We start from the raw sequence: 14,853 nt of genomic DNA, 5'->3' as shown, positions 1-14,853 counted from the left end.
CATGGGCCGGTTTAGCTCAGTTGGTAGAGCGCCAGTTTTGTAAACTGGATGTCGCGGGTTCGATTCCTGCAACCGGCACCATTTCCTTCGGTCGGCGTTACCGCAGTCAGATGATTTCCGATCCATCATGATAAAAGTCGCCAGCTACAACATCCACAAGGGCATCGGGCTCGATCGGCGCCGCGATCCGATGCGCATCCTGGACGTGTTGCGCGAGATCGATGCCGACGTGATCGCCTTGCAGGAAGCGGATCGCCGCTTCGGGGCCAAGGCGGGGATCATACCGATCCACGCGCTGGAGGACCATTCGCCGTGGAAGGCTATTCCCCTCGGTGCGAACGCCGGATCGATGGGCTGGCACGGCAACGTGCTATTGGTACGCAAGGACGCCTTGGTCCTCGACAGCGAGGCGATCCATCTCCCAGCGCTCGAACCGCGCGGCGCGGTGATGGCGGACGTGCGGGCGAACGGAACGCCGATCCGCATCGTCGGCATGCATCTCGATCTGTCGGGCCTGTGGCGCAGGCGGCAAGCGCACGCGATCCTGGCGCATGTCGATGCCAGCGCCGAACGCCGGCCCACCGTCTTGATGGGCGACCTCAACGAATGGAGCGCGGGGAGCGGGTGCCTGCGCGATTTCGGCAAGGATTACGCCTTCGCCGCGACCGGCGCGAGCTTCCATGTCCGCCGCCCGGTCGCCCGGCTCGATCGCATCATGGTCTCACGCGATCTACGCGTCGTCGATTGCGGCGCACACCAGAGCGCGGCCTCGCGCAAGGCGTCCGATCACCTGCCGATCTGGGCGATGCTGGAGGCGGTCTGACCTTTTTCCCCACCGACTCACGCGGGACGGTTGTCGCAAGCTGGCGGCAGCAAGAAGATTTGCTCGCACGAAGGCACGAAGACGCAAAGAACAATAAGAGAAAGAACGGTTTGGAAATTCTTCTCTTTCTTCGTGCCTTCGTGCCTTTGTGTGAACAAATCTACTTCTCATTGCTGCGGCGGACCGGCGGATTGGCACAATCCAAAACGGCAGGCGCCGGATCAGTCCGCAACAAAACCCCACCCCTGTCATTTCCACCTACAATAAGAGATACGATCCCGCGCCCGAGCGCAGGACAGAAGGATTCGGAGAGAAAGCCACCCGATGCGCGAAAAGGAACTTCGTCTCGCGCTCGTCTGCTATGGCGGCATCAGTCTCGCCGTCTACATGCACGGCATCTCCAAGGAGATCTGGCGGCTTGCCCGCGCCAGCGAGGCGTTTCTCAGCGACGGCGCGACGGCCAGTGGCAGCCAGGGCGTCTACCGCGCGCTGCTCCAGGAAATTCAGGACGATACCGGCCTGAGCCTGCGCGTGCTGGTCGACATCATCGCGGGGGCCAGCGCCGGGGGCCTGAACGGCGTGTTCCTGGCGCAGGCAATCGCCACCGGCCAGAGTATCGAACCGTTGACCAAGCTGTGGCTCGATTCCGCCGATGTCGAGGCGCTCATCGACGATGACGCCGCGCCGCATTCACGCCTGTCCAAGGCCTGGGCGATCCCGCTCGCCTGGATGGCGGCCGGGCGCGGCGGCGGGAAGGTGGACGATACGGTCGATCCCGAAACGCGTGAGGAGGTGAAGCGCAAGCTGTCGCACTTCGTCCGCTCGCGCTGGTTCGAACCGCCCTTCGGCGGCGAACGGTTCACCGGACTGATCCTCGATGCGCTGGACGCGATGGCCGCCGGCCCTAAGGGCCCGCGCCTGTTGCCCGAGGGCCAGCCGCTCGACCTGTTCGTCACGGTCACCGACTTCCGCGGCCATCCCGAACGCCTGCAACTCCATTCCCCGGCCGAGGTGATGGAGACCGAGCACCGATTGGTCGTGCCATTCACCGATCATGGCACACGATGCGAGATGCTCGCCCACCCTGCCGAACTGGCCTTTGCCGGGCGCGCGACGAGCAGCTTTCCCGGTGCCTTCCCGCCCTTCACCGTTGGCGAACTCGATTCGGTTCTCGAGAAGCGCAAGGCCGACTGGCCCGGGCGGCTCGCCTTCCTCAAACGCATCCTGCCGCGCCAGTTCGCCGCCAATGTCGCCGATCGCGCGGTGCTGATCGACGGATCGGTGCTGGCCAACGCGCCGTTCCGCCCGGCGATCGATGCCTTGCGCGAACGCCCGGCGCGACGCGAGATCGACCGACGCTTCATCTATATCGATCCCTCGCCGGGCATGAAGATCCATTTCGGCAACACCGCACTCGACCGCCCATCCTTCTTTCAGACGATCCTCGGCGCGGTCTCGGAACTGCCGCGCCAGCAACCGATCCGCGACAATCTGGAGGCGATCGCCGAGCGTTCGGCACGGATCGAACGCATGCGTGCCATCACCGCTTCGATCCGGGGCGATGTCGAAGCGCAGGTCGAATCGCTGTTCGGCTACACGTTGTTCCTCGATTCGCCGACCACCGCGCGTCTCGCGAACTGGCGCCGTCGCGCGCAGAACGCCGCCGCGGCCCGGGCCGGCTATGGCTATGCCGCCTACGGCCATCTCAAGGTTGCCGGCGTGATCGAGGGCGTGACCGCCTTGCTCTACCATGCCGGTGGCGAGCTCGGCCCCGGCCAATGGGATCGCATTCGCGGCTGCATCGCCGCCGCCGTCGCCGCGCGCGGTTCCGACACGATCGGCGCGGCGTTCGGCAGCGGCGCGAGCAAGGAGACGGTCGAGTTCCTGCGCACTTACGATCTCGCCTTCCGCATCCGCCGCCTGCGCCTGCTCGGCCGCCGCCTGACCGAGATCGAGGCCGAATACGATGCCGGAAGCGACCGGGCCGATCTCGGCGGCATGCGCGACGCGATCTACGAATCGCTCGCCGCCTATCTCGACGTGAAGCGCACCGAGGCGCACGGGCATCTGCAACGCGAGGTGCGATCGTTGCGCGGCGATGCCGGTCCGTTGCTCGATCGGCTCGGCGACTCGCTCGATCTCAAGCGCCTCGATGCCGAGACCGATGCCCGCCTCGCCATCGCCTTTGCCGGACTGCCCAAGGACACGCGCCGCCCGATCCTGCTGACCTATCTCGGATTTCCGTTCTTCGACGTCGCCACGCTGCCGCTGCTGCAGGGCGAGGGCACCGACGAATTCGATCCGATCAAGGTCGATCGCATCTCGCCCGACGACGCGAAGTCGATCCGCGCCGGCGGGGCCGAGGCGTCGCTGAAGGGCATCCAGTTCAACAAGTTCGGCGCCTTCTTCAGCCGCGCGTACCGCGAGAACGATTACCTCTGGGGCCGGCTGCATGGCGCGGAGCGGATGATCGACATCATCGTCTCCACCCTGCCCGACAAGGTGCGCCTCAAGCCCGGTCGGGTTGCGGCGGTAAAACGCGCCGCCTTCCTCGCCATCCTCGACGAGGAGGAAGCCAAGCTGACGGCGGCGCCTGGCCTGATCGAAGGGCTGCGGCGCGAGATCGGCTGAGCGAGCGGAGCGATCCCCCACCCGCCCTGCCGCTCGCCCGGGCTCAGACGAGAATGTCGAGCGTGTAGATGCTGTCGGGCAACTTGGCCGACTGGACGGTCGAGATATTGTCGATCCCCTTGTTCGGCTGCACGGTCGAGATGCTGTCGACGGCCTTGGTCGGCTGGACGGTGGAGATGCTGTTGATCGACTTGTTCGCCTGGACCGTGGAAATCTGCGGCGGTGCGTCGCCTCGCCGCCCCTGGCCGCCCTTGCGCGCTTTCTGCAAGGTTTCGGCGGCCGTCTTTACCGCCGTGGCGTCGCCGCTCTCGATCGCCGTGCCCAGGGCTGCGAGCGGGCTGTCGGCAGGCGGTTTGCGATCGGCGGTCAGCTTTGCATAAGCGCTTTTCGCGGTTTCCAGATCGCCCGATGTCGCGGCGGACATCATGCTGGAATAGGCCTCGCGGTTCTGCTTCATGGCGGCGGTCCGGTCGGTGGATACGCCGCTGGCGGTGATCTGCATTCCCATCTTGGTCTCCAGGCGAACACGCGGTTCAAGGACGTCTCGACCTATTTTAGGACGAGAAGGACGAAGGTGGGCGAAATGAGGGAATTTCGGATTTTCGGACGCACCTTCGACGGCGCCATTCCGGCGACCCGTACTAGCCAACCCGCTTAACCCGCGTTAGCCTGCACCCCATGCAATTCCTGAAAATCCTCTTCTGGTGCCTGCTCGCCTTCCTCGCGGCGATCTTCACGATCGGCAATTGGACGAACGTTCAGATCAAGCTGTGGGGCGGCCTGATCGCCGAGGTGAACCTGCCGCTGCTGCTGCTGATCGTCTTCCTGCTCGGCCTGTTGCCGACGATGCTTTATTACCAGACGATCCGGTGGCGCCTGCGCCAGCGTCTCGCCGCCGCGCAGAACGCGGTCGATACGCTGCGCGGGACCAGCGCCGCCGCCGTCCCGACGCTACTTCCCGACTCCGAACCTTCGATCCCGTCCGTGCCCCTCCCTCCGGCGTCGGTGCCCACCGCCGTGCCGCCCGGCGGCGCGTAATGAGCAACCGCATCTTCGTCGCGCTCGACACGCCCGATCTCGCCAAGGCCAAGGCACTCGCGGCCCGCGTCCACCACCATGTCGGCGGAATCAAGCTCGGCCTGGAATTCTTCATGGCCAACGGTCGCGCCGGCGTCCGCGAGATGGCCGATCTCGGCCTGCCGATCTTCCTCGACCTCAAATTCCACGACATTCCCAACACCGTCGCCAAGGCGATCCAGGCGCTCGGCGATCTCGAACCCGCGATCCTGACGGTTCACGCATCGGGCGGTCGCGCGATGCTCGAAGATGCCAAGGCCGCCGCGCCGATCGGCACCAAGGTCGTCGCGGTGACGATGCTCACCAGCCTAGACGATACCGATCTCGCGACGACCGGTGTGCACGGCAGCGCGCACGATCAGGTCCTGCGCTTAACCGAACTGGCGATGGACGCGAAGGTCGACGGCATCGTCTGCTCCGGCGCGGAGGTCGGCGCGGCGCACAAGCTCTGGCCCAAGGGTCTCTTCGTCGTTCCCGGCGTGCGCCCGTCCAACGGCATCATCGGCGACCAGAAGCGCGTCGTGACCCCGCGCGGCGCGCTCGACGCCGGGGCCTCGATCCTCGTCATCGGCCGCCCGATCACGCAGGCCGAGGATCCCGACATGGCCGCGCGCGAGATCGAGGGCACGCTGTAAATCCCTCTCCCGTCGGGAGAGGGTGGCCGCGCGCAGCAAGGCCGGGTGAGGGCGACAGCCAGCACCCACCCTCAACCCTCCCACCGCTTCGCGGCGGGCCCCTCCCTCTCCCGTTGGGAGAGGTGTAAAGGACCGGAATGCCAGCCAACGCCAAGATCTGCGGCCTCTCCACCCCCGAAACGCTCGACGCAGCGATTCGCGGTGGCGCGAGCCATGTCGGATTCGTCTTCTTCCCGCCCTCCCCACGCAACCTCGCCCGCGAACGCGCCCAGCAACTTGCCGCCCGCGTGCCGGATCACGTCACCCGCGTCGGTGTCTTCGTGAACCCGGAGGACACGCTGCTCGATGCGGCGATCTCCGCCGGCCGCCTGCAGGTCCTGCAACTGCACACCACCACTCCGGCCCGCGCCGCCGCGATCCGGGCGAAGACCCGCCTGCCGGTCTGGGCCGCCGTCGCGGTGAAGCAGCGCGCCGATCTCGCCGCCGCCGCGACATTCGAGGGCGTCGCCGATCGCATCCTGTACGATGCCAAGACGCCCCCCGGCGCGACGCTGCCCGGCGGCATGGGCGTCCGCTTCGACTGGACCTTGCTGGAGGGCTTCCGCCATCCCTTGCCCTGGGCGCTGTCGGGCGGGCTCGATCCGTTCAACGTGGCCGAGGCGATCCGGCTGACCGGCGCGGATCTGGTCGATGTGTCGTCCGGCGTGGAATCGTCGGCGGGCATCAAGGATGCGGGCAAGATCGACGCGTTCCTGCGGGCGATTGCGCCAGCCTGAACGAAACGAGCTACGATCCCCGCCAAACCGTCATCCCAGCGAAGGTTGGGATCTCGGGCGGATGCGCAGGACAGGAGCCGCCTGAGACCCCAGCCTTCGCTGAAGTGCGACGCTCGGGGTCTGCAAGCGCACGTTGAGCACCCGCTGTCCCTCGACACACCCGGCGGGGATGCTAAATGCCCCGCATGAACACCCCCAACTCCTACCGCGCCCAACCCGACGAGCGCGGCCATTTCGGCGATTTCGGCGGCCGCTATGTCGCGGAAACGCTGATGCCGCTCGTGCTGGACCTCGACACGGCCTATCGCGCCGCGAAACAGGATCCCGCATTCCAGGCGCAGTTCGACGATCTGCTCGAACATTATGTCGGCCGCCCCAGCCCGCTTTACTACGCCGAACGCCTCACCGAAGCGCTGCGCGAGTCCGCACCCGAGGGCAAAGGCGCGCAAGTGTGGTTCAAGCGCGACGAACTCAACCATACCGGCGCGCACAAGATCAACAATTGCGTCGGCCAGATCCTGCTCGCGATGCGCATGGGCAAGACGCGGATCATCGCGGAGACCGGCGCGGGCCAGCACGGCGTCGCCACCGCCACGGTCTGCGCCCGCTTCGGACTGCCCTGCGTGATCTACATGGGTGCCAAGGACGTCGAGCGTCAGGCCCCGAACGTGTTCCGCATGAAGCTGTTGGGCGCGGAAGTCCGCCCGGTCAAAAGCGGCGCGCACACGCTGAAGGACGCGATGAACGAGGCAATGCGCGATTGGGTCGCCAACGTCCACGACACGTTCTACATCATCGGCACCGCCGCCGGCCCGCATCCCTATCCGGAGTTGGTGCGTGATTTCCAGTCGGTGATCGGCAAGGAAGCGCGCGAACAGATGCTGTCGCGCATCGATCGCCTGCCCGACTTGCTCGTCGCCGCGATCGGTGGTGGATCGAACGCGATCGGCCTGTTCCACCCGTTCCTGGACGACGCGGACGTCAAGATGCTCGGCGTCGAGGCGGCCGGCCACGGCCTGCACAAGGAACATGCCGCGAGCCTCGCGGGCGGCTCCCCCGGCATCCTCCACGGCAATAGGACCTATTTGTTGCAGGACGAGGATGGCCAGATCACCGAGGCGCATTCGATCTCGGCCGGGCTCGATTATCCCGGCATCGGCCCGGAGCATTCGTGGCTCCACTCGATCGGCCGCGTCGAATATACTTCGGCGACCGACGTCGAGGCGCTCGACGCGTTCCAGTTGCTCTGCCGCACCGAAGGCATCATCCCCGCGCTCGAACCCGCCCACGCCATCGCCGCCGTGGCCAAGGTCGCGCGCGAAATGGACCGGGAGCAGATCATCCTCGCCAACCTTTGCGGGCGCGGAGACAAGGACATCTTCACGGTGGCGGAAGCATTGGGAGTGGCGATGTGAGCAACTTCTTCTTCCCCCCTCCCGCTTGCGGGAGGGGCCGGGGGTGGGCTCCCGGCCAAATCGAACGCAGCGGATGTGGTGAGCGCGAGCCCACCCCTAACCCCTCCCGCAAGCGGGAGGGGAATAAGTCATGACCCGTCTCTCCGCCGCCTTCGCCAAAGCCCACCCCGCCCTCGTCACCTTCGTCACCGCCGGCGATCCCACCCCGCACGCAACCGCAGCGATCCTCGACGCGCTGGTCGAAGGTGGCGCGGACGTCATCGAACTCGGCATGCCGTTCACCGATCCGATGGCCGACGGCCCCGCGATCCAGGCCGCCAACCTGCGCAGCCTCGCTGCCGGCACCAAGACCGCCGATATCTTGAACATCGCGCGCGAGTTTCGTGCCCGTTACCCGGAAACCCCGCTCGTCCTGATGGGCTATGCCAACCCCATGACGATCCGGGGCGGCAACTGGTTCGCCGCCGCCGCGAAGGACGCGGGCGTGGACGGCGTGATCTGTGTCGATATCCCGCCCGAAGAGGATCCGGAACTCGGCCCGGCGCTTCGCGCCGCCGGCATCGATCTGATCCGCCTGGCCACCCCGACCACCGACACCGCGCGCCTGCCCGCAGTGCTCGATGGCGCAAGCGGCTTCCTCTATTATGTCTCGGTCGCCGGCATCACCGGCCTGCAACAGGCCGCGCAATCCTCGATCGAGGATGCCGTCGCGCGCCTGAAAGCCGCCACGCGGATCCCCGTTGCGGTCGGCTTCGGTATCCGCACCCCCGACCAGGCCGCCGCCATCGCCAAGGTCGCGGACGGCGTCGTCGTCGGTTCGGCGATCGTCGATCTCGTCGCCGAGCACGGCGCGGATGCACCCGCCGCCGTGCGCGCCTATATCCAATCCCTCTCGAGCGCGATCCGCGCCGCCCGAATGGAAGAAGTCGAATGAGCTGGCTCAACAACGTCCGCAACGCGCTGTCGTTCGTCGTCCCCAAGAAGGACACGCCCGAAAACCTGTGGCACAAGTGCAAGGGTTGCGGCCAGATGGTGTTCCTGAAGGAGCTGGAGGACAACCTCCACGTCTGCCCGCATTGCGAGCATCACGATCGCATCGGCCCGGTTACGCGCTTCGCATACACGTTCGATCCCGGCAGCTACACGATCATCCCGCTGCCCAAGGTGCCGGACGATCCGCTGAAATTCCGCGACACCAAGAAATATGCCGATCGCATCAAGGCCGCCCGCGCCGCCACCTCGGAAGGCGATGCGCTGATCAACGCGCGCGGCACGATCGACGGCCATAAGGTCGTCGTCGGGGTACAGGATTTCGCCTTCATGGGCGGATCGATGGGTCTCGCCGTCGGCGAGGCGTTCATCCGCGGCGTCGAGAACGCGATCCTCGACAATTGCCCCTACATCATCTTCACCGCCGCCGGTGGCGCACGCATGCAGGAGGGCATTCTCAGCCTGATGCAGATGCCCCGCGCGACGGTAGCGATCGCGATGCTGCACGATGCCGGCCTGCCCTATATCGTCGTGCTGACCGATCCGACGACCGGCGGCGTGACCGCCAGCTATGCGATGCTCGGCGACGTGCAGATCGCCGAACCCGGTGCGCTGATCGGTTTCGCCGGCCAACGCGTGATCGAACAGACGATCCGCGAGAAACTGCCCGAAGGCTTCCAGCGCGCGGAATATCTGCTCGATCACGGCATGCTCGACATGGTGACGCACCGCAAGGACCTGCGTGCGACGCTAGCCAAGGTGGTGGATTACCTGAGCGTGAAGCAGGCGGCGTAAGCATAAGGCTCCCCTCCCGCTTGCGGGAGGGGTTGGGGGAGGGCATGGAACAAAGAACCAGAGCCCGAGAGCTAAGGGCAAACCCGACCGAAGCGGAAATCAGGCTTTGGCAAGCGATCAGCGCCCGCAAGGTGTCCGGCGTGCGGTTCAACCGGCAAGTGACCATCGGCCCGTTCATCTGCGATTTCGTATCACGTAGCGCCGGCTTGATCATCGAGGTCGATGGCGGCCAGCATGCTGCGGCAACAGAGCAGGACGCGGCGCGAACCCGATATCTCGAAAAGGAGGGATACCGTGTCATCCGCTTCTGGAATGATGATGTGATCGAGAACCTGGAGGGGGTTGTCGCAGAAATCGAACGCGTTCTTATGACCAATCCCTCCCCTAACCCCTCCCGCGACCGGGAGGGGAGCTAGTGGACCACGCCACCTCCACCTCTACCGCCGTCCAACACCAGCTCGATCGGCTCTGGTCGCTGTCCCCCGGTGCCGACATCCTCGGCCTCGAGCGCATCACCACGCTCCTCGCCCGGCTCGGCAACCCGCAGGAAAGCCTGCCCCCCGTTTTCCACGTCGCCGGCACCAACGGAAAGGGCTCGACCTGCGCCTTCCTGCGCGCCGCGATCGAGGCCGCCGGCTATACCGCCCACGTCTATACCAGCCCGCACCTCGTCCGCTTCAACGAGCGCATTCGCGTTGCCGGCGCGCTCATCGCGGACGACCATCTCGCCGCTTTGCTGGCGGAGGTGCTGGACGTGGCCGACGGCATCGGCGCGAGTTTTTTCGAAGTCACCACCGCCGCCGCCTTTCTCGCCTTCAGCGGCACCGCGGCCGACGCCTGCATCATCGAGGTCGGCCTCGGCGGTCGGCTCGACGCGACCAACGTTATCGCCCGCCCCGCCGTCACCGGCATCGCGCAGCTCGGCATCGACCATCAGAGCTTCCTCGGCGACACATTGCTGCAGATCGCCGGAGAGAAAGCCGGCATCGCCAAGCCTGGCGTTCCGCTGGTCACGATGGATTACCCCAAGGCACTGCGCAAACGGATCGCGGACATCGCCGCCGCCGCAGGCGCGCCCGTCCTCGCGCGCGGCACCGCCTGGACGAGCGAAACCGCGCGCAGCACGATGCGCTATGCCGATGCCGGCTTCTCGGTCGTCACCCACCGCCCGCGTCTCGTCGGCACGCACCAGTCGCGCAATCTCGCGCTCGCCATCGCGATGCTGCGCCATCAGGGGGCGCTCAACGTTCCCGAAGCCGCGTTCCGCGCTGCCGCCGACTGGGCACACTGGCCCGCCCGCATGCAGCGCTTGGGCGATGGCCCGCTCACCGCGCGCCTGCCCGCAGGCAGCGAAATGTGGCTCGATGGCGCGCACAATCCCGCCGCCGCCAAGCCACTTGCCAAGGCGCTGCGCCGCATCGCGCGGGGCCGGCCGGTCACCCTCGTCACCGGCATGCTCGCCAACAAGGATGCCCCCGGCGTCCTGCGCGAGCTCGCGCCGCAACTCGCCCATGTCATTGCCGTGCCCGTACCCGGCCATGCGCATCACGCGCCCGAATCGCTCGCAGACATCGCGCGCGCCTTCGGCATCGGTGCGGGAACCGCACCATCGTTCGATGCCGCGATCGACACGCTCGACGATACGCCCCGCGTCGTCCTGATCGCCGGAACGCTGTATCTCGCGGGTGAAGTGCTCGCCGCCAACGACGAACCACCGACCTGACGCCTTATTGATATTGACTTGCAATAACGAACAGGCGACCTTGCTTTCACCGAAGCGGAGTCGCCTGTCATGCCCATTGCCCCCAACCCGATCGCCACCCAGACCACCGCCGCATTGCCGCATGCCATGCCGCCCTGCCCCAATGCCCGGCTGGCGCTGTTCGCGGTGCGCCGAATGGGCGCGCATGGCCTGTCGGACGCGCATGTCGCACACGCCTTCGTCAACGGCTTCGGCGAAAGCTTCCGTCGCCCCCTGATCCTGATGCGCGCGCTGATGGCCGATCTCGCGGCGAATTCCAGCTGTCCGATCGCCATAGCGCCCTGCTGCTGTGCCCGCATCACTTCGGCCGAAAGCGCGTTGCTCACCATTCTGGCCCGCGCCGAAACCGCCCCGGAAAGCGCGCGTCTGCTGCTCGCCGATCTGCTCGGCATCCGGCGCATCGACGGCGTGCTGGCCAGCGCGACCGCCGTGTCGCTGGCGTTCACGGACGCCGGGCGACCGATCGGGGTTTAGACGTCAGCCTTAACATCCGTTCGCGCTGAGCCTGTCGAGGCCCAAGCGCCGTGCCTGCCCTTCGACAGGCTCAGGGCGAACGGAGGTATTTAGCTCGCACCCGTCCGCGCATCTCCCTCGCCCACCGTCCCCGCATCGCCGATCGATCGATCCACGATCCCGGATCTGCTCATCCACCAGAACAGCAGCACGCCGGGGAAGGCGATGATCGTCGTCATCCAGTAGAAGTCGACATAGCCTAGCCGTTCCACCAGCGCCCCGGCGGAGGCGGCGGTCAGCAGGCGGCCGACGACGCTGGACGCGGCGGAGATCAGCGCGAATTGCGCGGCGGTGTAGCGCAGGTCGCACAGCGCCGAGAAATAGGCGACCACGCTGACGCTGCCGATCCCGCTCGACAGATTCTCGAACCCGATCGTCCCGGCCAGCCCGAGATTGCTGTGTCCGGACCCGGCGAGCAGCGCGAAGCTGGCATTGGACACCGCCATCAAGAACAGGCTGAACAGCACCGATCGCTTCAGCCCCAATCGCGCATACAGCACGCCGCCGATGAACACGCCGATCAGATACGCCCAGAACCCGACCCCGACATCGTAGATCGCGATCTCGTCATTGCTGAAGCCAAGATCGTTGAGCATCAGCCGCAGCACGATATTGGCCAGCGTATCGCCGATCTTGTGGATCAGGATGAACAGCAGGATGATGATCGCCCCCCGCCGTCGAAAGAATTCGGCAAACGGGCCGACGATCGACGCGACGATCTCCGCCGCTCCGCGTCGTTCGGCCGGATCGCGCCGCCGTTCGGGTTCGCCGAGCCAGAAGCCGGTCAGGATCGCCGGCAGCACGAACACCGCGCAGGCGAGATAGCCTACGCCCCAGCCGAACCGCGCCGCCAGCACCAGCGCCAGCGAGGCCGCGGCGACGTTGCCGATGCGGTAGCCATATTGCGACATGCCCGAACCGACGCCCAATTGGTGCGGCTGCAACTGCTCGATCCGGTACGCGTCGATCACGATATCGAACGTCGCGCCGGCCAGCCCGACCAGCAACGCGGCGGCGATCGTCGCGGAGAGATTGGTCTTCGGATCGACGAAGGCGAGATTGGTCACCGCCGCGACCACCAGCAATCCGGCAAAGATCAGCCAAGACAGGCGCTGCCCCAGCCCGCCGATCAGCGGTAGCCGCACGCCATCGACCATCCACGCCCATAACGGCTTCAGATTATAGACCAGGAAACCCAGCGTGAAGGCGGTGATCGTCTTCTTGTCCAGCCCGTCCTGGGCCAGCCGGCTGGTCAGGGTCGCGCCGATCATGGCGATCGGGAAGCCGGACGACAGGCCGAGCGTGAAGGCCGCGATCGGCCCCTTCTCGACATAGGGGCGCAAGCCGTCCACCCAGCTCGGGGTTTTCGGATCTGCCATACCGTTCATTCGCTCACTCTCCCCGCGCCTCGGTCGCGGAGATTAGACGAGCGATCGGAATATGAAACCCCGGGACCGACAGCGACGACGTTTACGCCGCCTCGAACAACCGGAACCCCGATGGCAGTCGCTTCGGTGCCTTGCCATCCAGCATCGCCTCGACCGCACCGATCGCGGCCAGCAAATCGCGTTGCGCATAGGGCTTGGACAGACACCCCACCGCCACCTCGCTTGCACCCATCGGGCAGGAACCGGTCACGAACATCACCGGAATGCCCGTTTCGTGCGCGGCACGCGCCACGTCGATGCCGCTGCCGTCGGCCAGGCTCACGTCGACCAGCACGAGATCGATCTCGCCGCCGCCCTGCCCGGCACCGCGAATCACGCGCATCGCATCGGCCACGCGGTCCACTGTCGCCACGATCTCGAACGCCTCGTCGCGCAGGAAATGTTCGGTGTCGAACGCCACCAACGGCTCGTCCTCGACGATCAGGAGCCTGGAGATGCGCCGTTTCTTCTTGCCGAACATGGTCCGGACACCGCCTTTGTGCTCGTGGCGCAGGATGAAAACCTCCCTGCGACATCGTTACGCCTGCGACCTTAACGCGCGCCGCGAAACTTGGTCGCAACTTTTTTCCTGCCAGCACGCATTTAGCCTGTATTAGCCCTTCCGTGACCAAATCCTACAAATCCCCGGACGCCCCGACCGCCGTTCCCAAGGACGCCCCCGATAACGGGCTCAAAGACGGACAGCGCATCGCCAAACTGCTGGCCCGCGCCGGCATCGCCTCGCGCCGCGAAATCGAGCGTATGATCGAGGAGGGCCGCGTCGCCCTGAACGAGAAGGTCATCGATACGCCGGCGACGATCCTGACGTCGCTCGACGGCGTCACAGTGGACGGCGTTCCCGTCGAAGCCCCCACCGCGGCGCGCCTGTTCCTCTATCACAAGCCCTCGGGCTTGCTGGTGACGGAGCGCGATCCTGGCGGCCGCCCGACGATCTACGACAAGCTGCCGAAGGATCTGCCCCGGCTGGTTCCCGTCGGCCGGCTCGATCTCAACACCGAGGGCCTGTTGCTCCTCACCACCGACGGCGAACTGAAGCGCCAGCTCGAACTGCCCTCGACCGGTGTCGAGCGCGCCTATCGCGCCCGCGCCTATGGCAACGTCACGCAGGCGCAACTCGAGGACTTGATCCACGGCGTCGAGATCGAGGGCGTGCGCTACGGCTCGATCAACGCCAATCTCGAGCGCCGGACCGGCGCGAACGTGTGGATCGAGATGATCCTGACCGAGGGCAAGAACCGCGAAGTGCGCCGCGTGCTCGAATATCTCGGCCTCAAGGTCAGCCGTCTGATCCGCACGCGCTACGGCCCGTTCCTGCTCGCCGATTTGCCGGTCGGCGGCGTCGGCGAGGTGAAGGGGCACGACGTCGCCGCCTTCCGCAAGAACCCGACCAGGAACCCGCCGCCCGAACGCCTGCGTCGCGACGAGAAGTTCAGCCAGCGGCCGAAAGCCGAACCGGTGAAGGTCGGCACCGCGCAACCGCGCCCCGGCGGCCCGCGCCCAGCGCCCGGTTCGCCGAACCTGGCGCGCAAGCCCAGCCCGGTCCAGGCCGGCAAACCCGCCACCCGCATCACCCGCGAAGCCGCCTCCGCCGCCGATCGCGCCGCCTTCGTCGACAATCCCAATCGCGGCACACGCGCCGGCGGTCGTCCCGCGAAGACATCGACCAAGACCGCCGGCTGGCAGCCCGCGCTCGATCACACGCCGCGCGAACCGGCCCCCGCGCCGGGCGGCGTACGCCCGAAACGCTTCTACGACGCCAAGCCACCCAAAGCCCGCGACGGCGAAGGCTCGGGCGAGAGGCCAGCCCGCGTGTTTAACTCCGAACTCGGCCGCAACGTTGGCGCCAAGCCGCCCCGCGCGCCGCGCGACAGCGCAAGCGACGCCGCTCGGCCAGCCCGCCCGTCATCGCGCCCCACCCCAAAGGGCACGGGCAAACCTATCGGCGGCAGCCCCAATCGCGGGGGCCCGCCCCGCAGCCGGAAGTAAGT

General features: G+C 66.6%; 15 protein-coding genes and 1 tRNA gene. 13 read left to right on the top strand and 3 right to left on the bottom strand.

The window, feature by feature from the left end; all coding sequences use genetic code 11:
• Window positions 1–5: 5 nt before the first annotated feature.
• The 3 genes from ASG11_RS10880 to ASG11_RS10870 all read left to right on the top strand — a co-directional run bounded on the left by ASG11_RS10880 (window position 6) and on the right by ASG11_RS10870 (window position 3,454).
• Window positions 6–81 (top strand) — tRNA-Thr (locus ASG11_RS10880).
• A gap of 46 nt (window positions 82–127) precedes the next feature.
• The gene (locus ASG11_RS10875; protein WP_055778901.1) at window positions 128–823 is read left to right on the top strand and encodes an endonuclease/exonuclease/phosphatase family protein; all 696 of its coding nucleotides are present in this window, start codon (window positions 128–130) and stop codon (window positions 821–823) included.
• A 324-nt stretch (window positions 824–1,147) separates the two neighbouring features.
• Window positions 1,148–3,454, top strand: a complete 2,307-nt coding sequence (locus tag ASG11_RS10870; RefSeq protein WP_055778898.1) for a patatin-like protein — start codon at window positions 1,148–1,150, stop codon at window positions 3,452–3,454.
• 43 nt (window positions 3,455–3,497) lie between these two features.
• Here the strand turns inward: ASG11_RS10870 and ASG11_RS10865 are convergent, their stop codons facing one another.
• Complete coding sequence (locus tag ASG11_RS10865; protein ID WP_156363735.1) at window positions 3,498–3,962, bottom strand: hypothetical protein; 465 nt, start codon at window positions 3,960–3,962, stop codon at window positions 3,498–3,500.
• Between the two features lie 170 nt (window positions 3,963–4,132).
• Here ASG11_RS10865 and ASG11_RS10860 point away from each other — a divergent pair, with 170 nt between their 5' ends.
• The 9 genes from ASG11_RS10860 (at window position 4,133) to ASG11_RS10820 (ending at window position 11,378) form a co-directional block, all read left to right on the top strand.
• Entirely contained in the window at window positions 4,133–4,492 is a 360-nt protein-coding gene (locus ASG11_RS10860) for a DUF1049 domain-containing protein (RefSeq protein ID WP_055778890.1), read from the top strand.
• Window positions 4,492–5,166 carry an orotidine-5'-phosphate decarboxylase gene (gene pyrF / locus ASG11_RS10855; protein ID WP_055778887.1) on the top strand — a complete coding sequence of 225 codons (675 nt, stop codon included), beginning with the start codon at window positions 4,492–4,494 and terminating at the stop codon, window positions 5,164–5,166. The genes ASG11_RS10860 and pyrF overlap by 1 nt, the downstream gene beginning before the upstream one ends.
• Window positions 5,167–5,303: 137 nt before the next feature.
• Complete coding sequence (locus ASG11_RS10850; RefSeq protein ID WP_055778884.1) at window positions 5,304–5,942, top strand: phosphoribosylanthranilate isomerase; 639 nt, start codon at window positions 5,304–5,306, stop codon at window positions 5,940–5,942.
• 185 nt (window positions 5,943–6,127) lie between these two features.
• Entirely contained in the window at window positions 6,128–7,357 is a 1,230-nt protein-coding gene (trpB, locus tag ASG11_RS10845; RefSeq protein WP_201781342.1) for a tryptophan synthase subunit beta, read from the top strand.
• Between the two features lie 130 nt (window positions 7,358–7,487).
• Window positions 7,488–8,291: a tryptophan synthase subunit alpha gene (gene trpA, locus ASG11_RS10840; RefSeq protein ID WP_055778879.1), complete on the top strand. Its 804-nt coding sequence runs from the start codon at window positions 7,488–7,490 to the stop codon at window positions 8,289–8,291.
• Window positions 8,288–9,142 carry an acetyl-CoA carboxylase, carboxyltransferase subunit beta gene (accD, locus tag ASG11_RS10835; RefSeq protein ID WP_055778876.1) on the top strand — a complete coding sequence of 285 codons (855 nt, stop codon included), beginning with the start codon at window positions 8,288–8,290 and terminating at the stop codon, window positions 9,140–9,142. Before trpA ends, accD begins: the two co-directional genes overlap by 4 nt.
• A gap of 44 nt (window positions 9,143–9,186) precedes the next feature.
• Window positions 9,187–9,558 carry an endonuclease domain-containing protein gene (locus ASG11_RS10830; protein WP_055780731.1) on the top strand — a complete coding sequence of 124 codons (372 nt, stop codon included), beginning with the start codon at window positions 9,187–9,189 and terminating at the stop codon, window positions 9,556–9,558.
• Entirely contained in the window at window positions 9,558–10,865 is a 1,308-nt protein-coding gene (locus ASG11_RS10825) for a bifunctional folylpolyglutamate synthase/dihydrofolate synthase (RefSeq protein ID WP_055778872.1), read from the top strand. Before ASG11_RS10830 ends, ASG11_RS10825 begins: the two co-directional genes overlap by 1 nt.
• A gap of 69 nt (window positions 10,866–10,934) precedes the next feature.
• Window positions 10,935–11,378, top strand: a complete 444-nt coding sequence (locus ASG11_RS10820; RefSeq protein ID WP_055778869.1) for a DUF6628 family protein — start codon at window positions 10,935–10,937, stop codon at window positions 11,376–11,378.
• Between the two features lie 89 nt (window positions 11,379–11,467).
• Here ASG11_RS10820 and ASG11_RS10815 read toward each other — a convergent pair whose 3' ends face one another.
• Window positions 11,468–12,805, bottom strand: coding sequence for an AmpG family muropeptide MFS transporter (locus ASG11_RS10815; protein ID WP_055778866.1), 1,338 nt, complete (start codon window positions 12,803–12,805; stop codon window positions 11,468–11,470).
• 82 nt (window positions 12,806–12,887) lie between these two features.
• The gene (locus ASG11_RS10810) at window positions 12,888–13,325 is read right to left on the bottom strand and encodes a response regulator (RefSeq protein WP_055778863.1); all 438 of its coding nucleotides are present in this window, start codon (window positions 13,323–13,325) and stop codon (window positions 12,888–12,890) included.
• A 143-nt stretch (window positions 13,326–13,468) separates the two neighbouring features.
• Between ASG11_RS10810 and ASG11_RS10805 the strand changes: the two genes are divergently transcribed.
• The gene (locus ASG11_RS10805) at window positions 13,469–14,851 is read left to right on the top strand and encodes a pseudouridine synthase (protein ID WP_443024458.1); all 1,383 of its coding nucleotides are present in this window, start codon (window positions 13,469–13,471) and stop codon (window positions 14,849–14,851) included.
• Window positions 14,852–14,853 lie beyond the last annotated feature (2 nt).

It is taken from the genome of Sphingomonas sp. Leaf357, from assembly GCF_001423845.1.
In the GTDB taxonomy this organism is placed as follows: domain Bacteria; phylum Pseudomonadota; class Alphaproteobacteria; order Sphingomonadales; family Sphingomonadaceae; genus Sphingomonas.
This window is presented reverse-complemented; position numbering and strand designations above follow the sequence as displayed.

Excerpts from the sequence above, each read along its gene's own strand:
- ASG11_RS10875 (WP_055778901.1), top strand. The coding sequence starts at position 128 with ATGATAAAAGTCGCCAGCTACAACATCCACAAGGGCATCGGGCTCGAT.
- ASG11_RS10870 (WP_055778898.1), top strand. The coding sequence starts at position 1,148 with ATGCGCGAAAAGGAACTTCGTCTCGCGCTCGTCTGCTATGGCGGCATC.
- ASG11_RS10865 (WP_156363735.1), bottom strand. The coding sequence starts at position 3,962 with ATGGGAATGCAGATCACCGCCAGCGGCGTATCCACCGACCGGACCGCC.
- ASG11_RS10860 (WP_055778890.1), top strand. The coding sequence starts at position 4,133 with ATGCAATTCCTGAAAATCCTCTTCTGGTGCCTGCTCGCCTTCCTCGCG.
- pyrF (WP_055778887.1), top strand. The coding sequence starts at position 4,492 with ATGAGCAACCGCATCTTCGTCGCGCTCGACACGCCCGATCTCGCCAAG.
- ASG11_RS10850 (WP_055778884.1), top strand. The coding sequence starts at position 5,304 with ATGCCAGCCAACGCCAAGATCTGCGGCCTCTCCACCCCCGAAACGCTC.
- trpB (WP_201781342.1), top strand. The coding sequence starts at position 6,128 with ATGAACACCCCCAACTCCTACCGCGCCCAACCCGACGAGCGCGGCCAT.
- trpA (WP_055778879.1), top strand. The coding sequence starts at position 7,488 with ATGACCCGTCTCTCCGCCGCCTTCGCCAAAGCCCACCCCGCCCTCGTC.
- accD (WP_055778876.1), top strand. The coding sequence starts at position 8,288 with ATGAGCTGGCTCAACAACGTCCGCAACGCGCTGTCGTTCGTCGTCCCC.
- ASG11_RS10830 (WP_055780731.1), top strand. The coding sequence starts at position 9,187 with ATGGAACAAAGAACCAGAGCCCGAGAGCTAAGGGCAAACCCGACCGAA.
- ASG11_RS10820 (WP_055778869.1), top strand. The coding sequence starts at position 10,935 with ATGCCCATTGCCCCCAACCCGATCGCCACCCAGACCACCGCCGCATTG.
- ASG11_RS10815 (WP_055778866.1), bottom strand. The coding sequence starts at position 12,805 with ATGAACGGTATGGCAGATCCGAAAACCCCGAGCTGGGTGGACGGCTTG.
- ASG11_RS10810 (WP_055778863.1), bottom strand. The coding sequence starts at position 13,325 with ATGTTCGGCAAGAAGAAACGGCGCATCTCCAGGCTCCTGATCGTCGAG.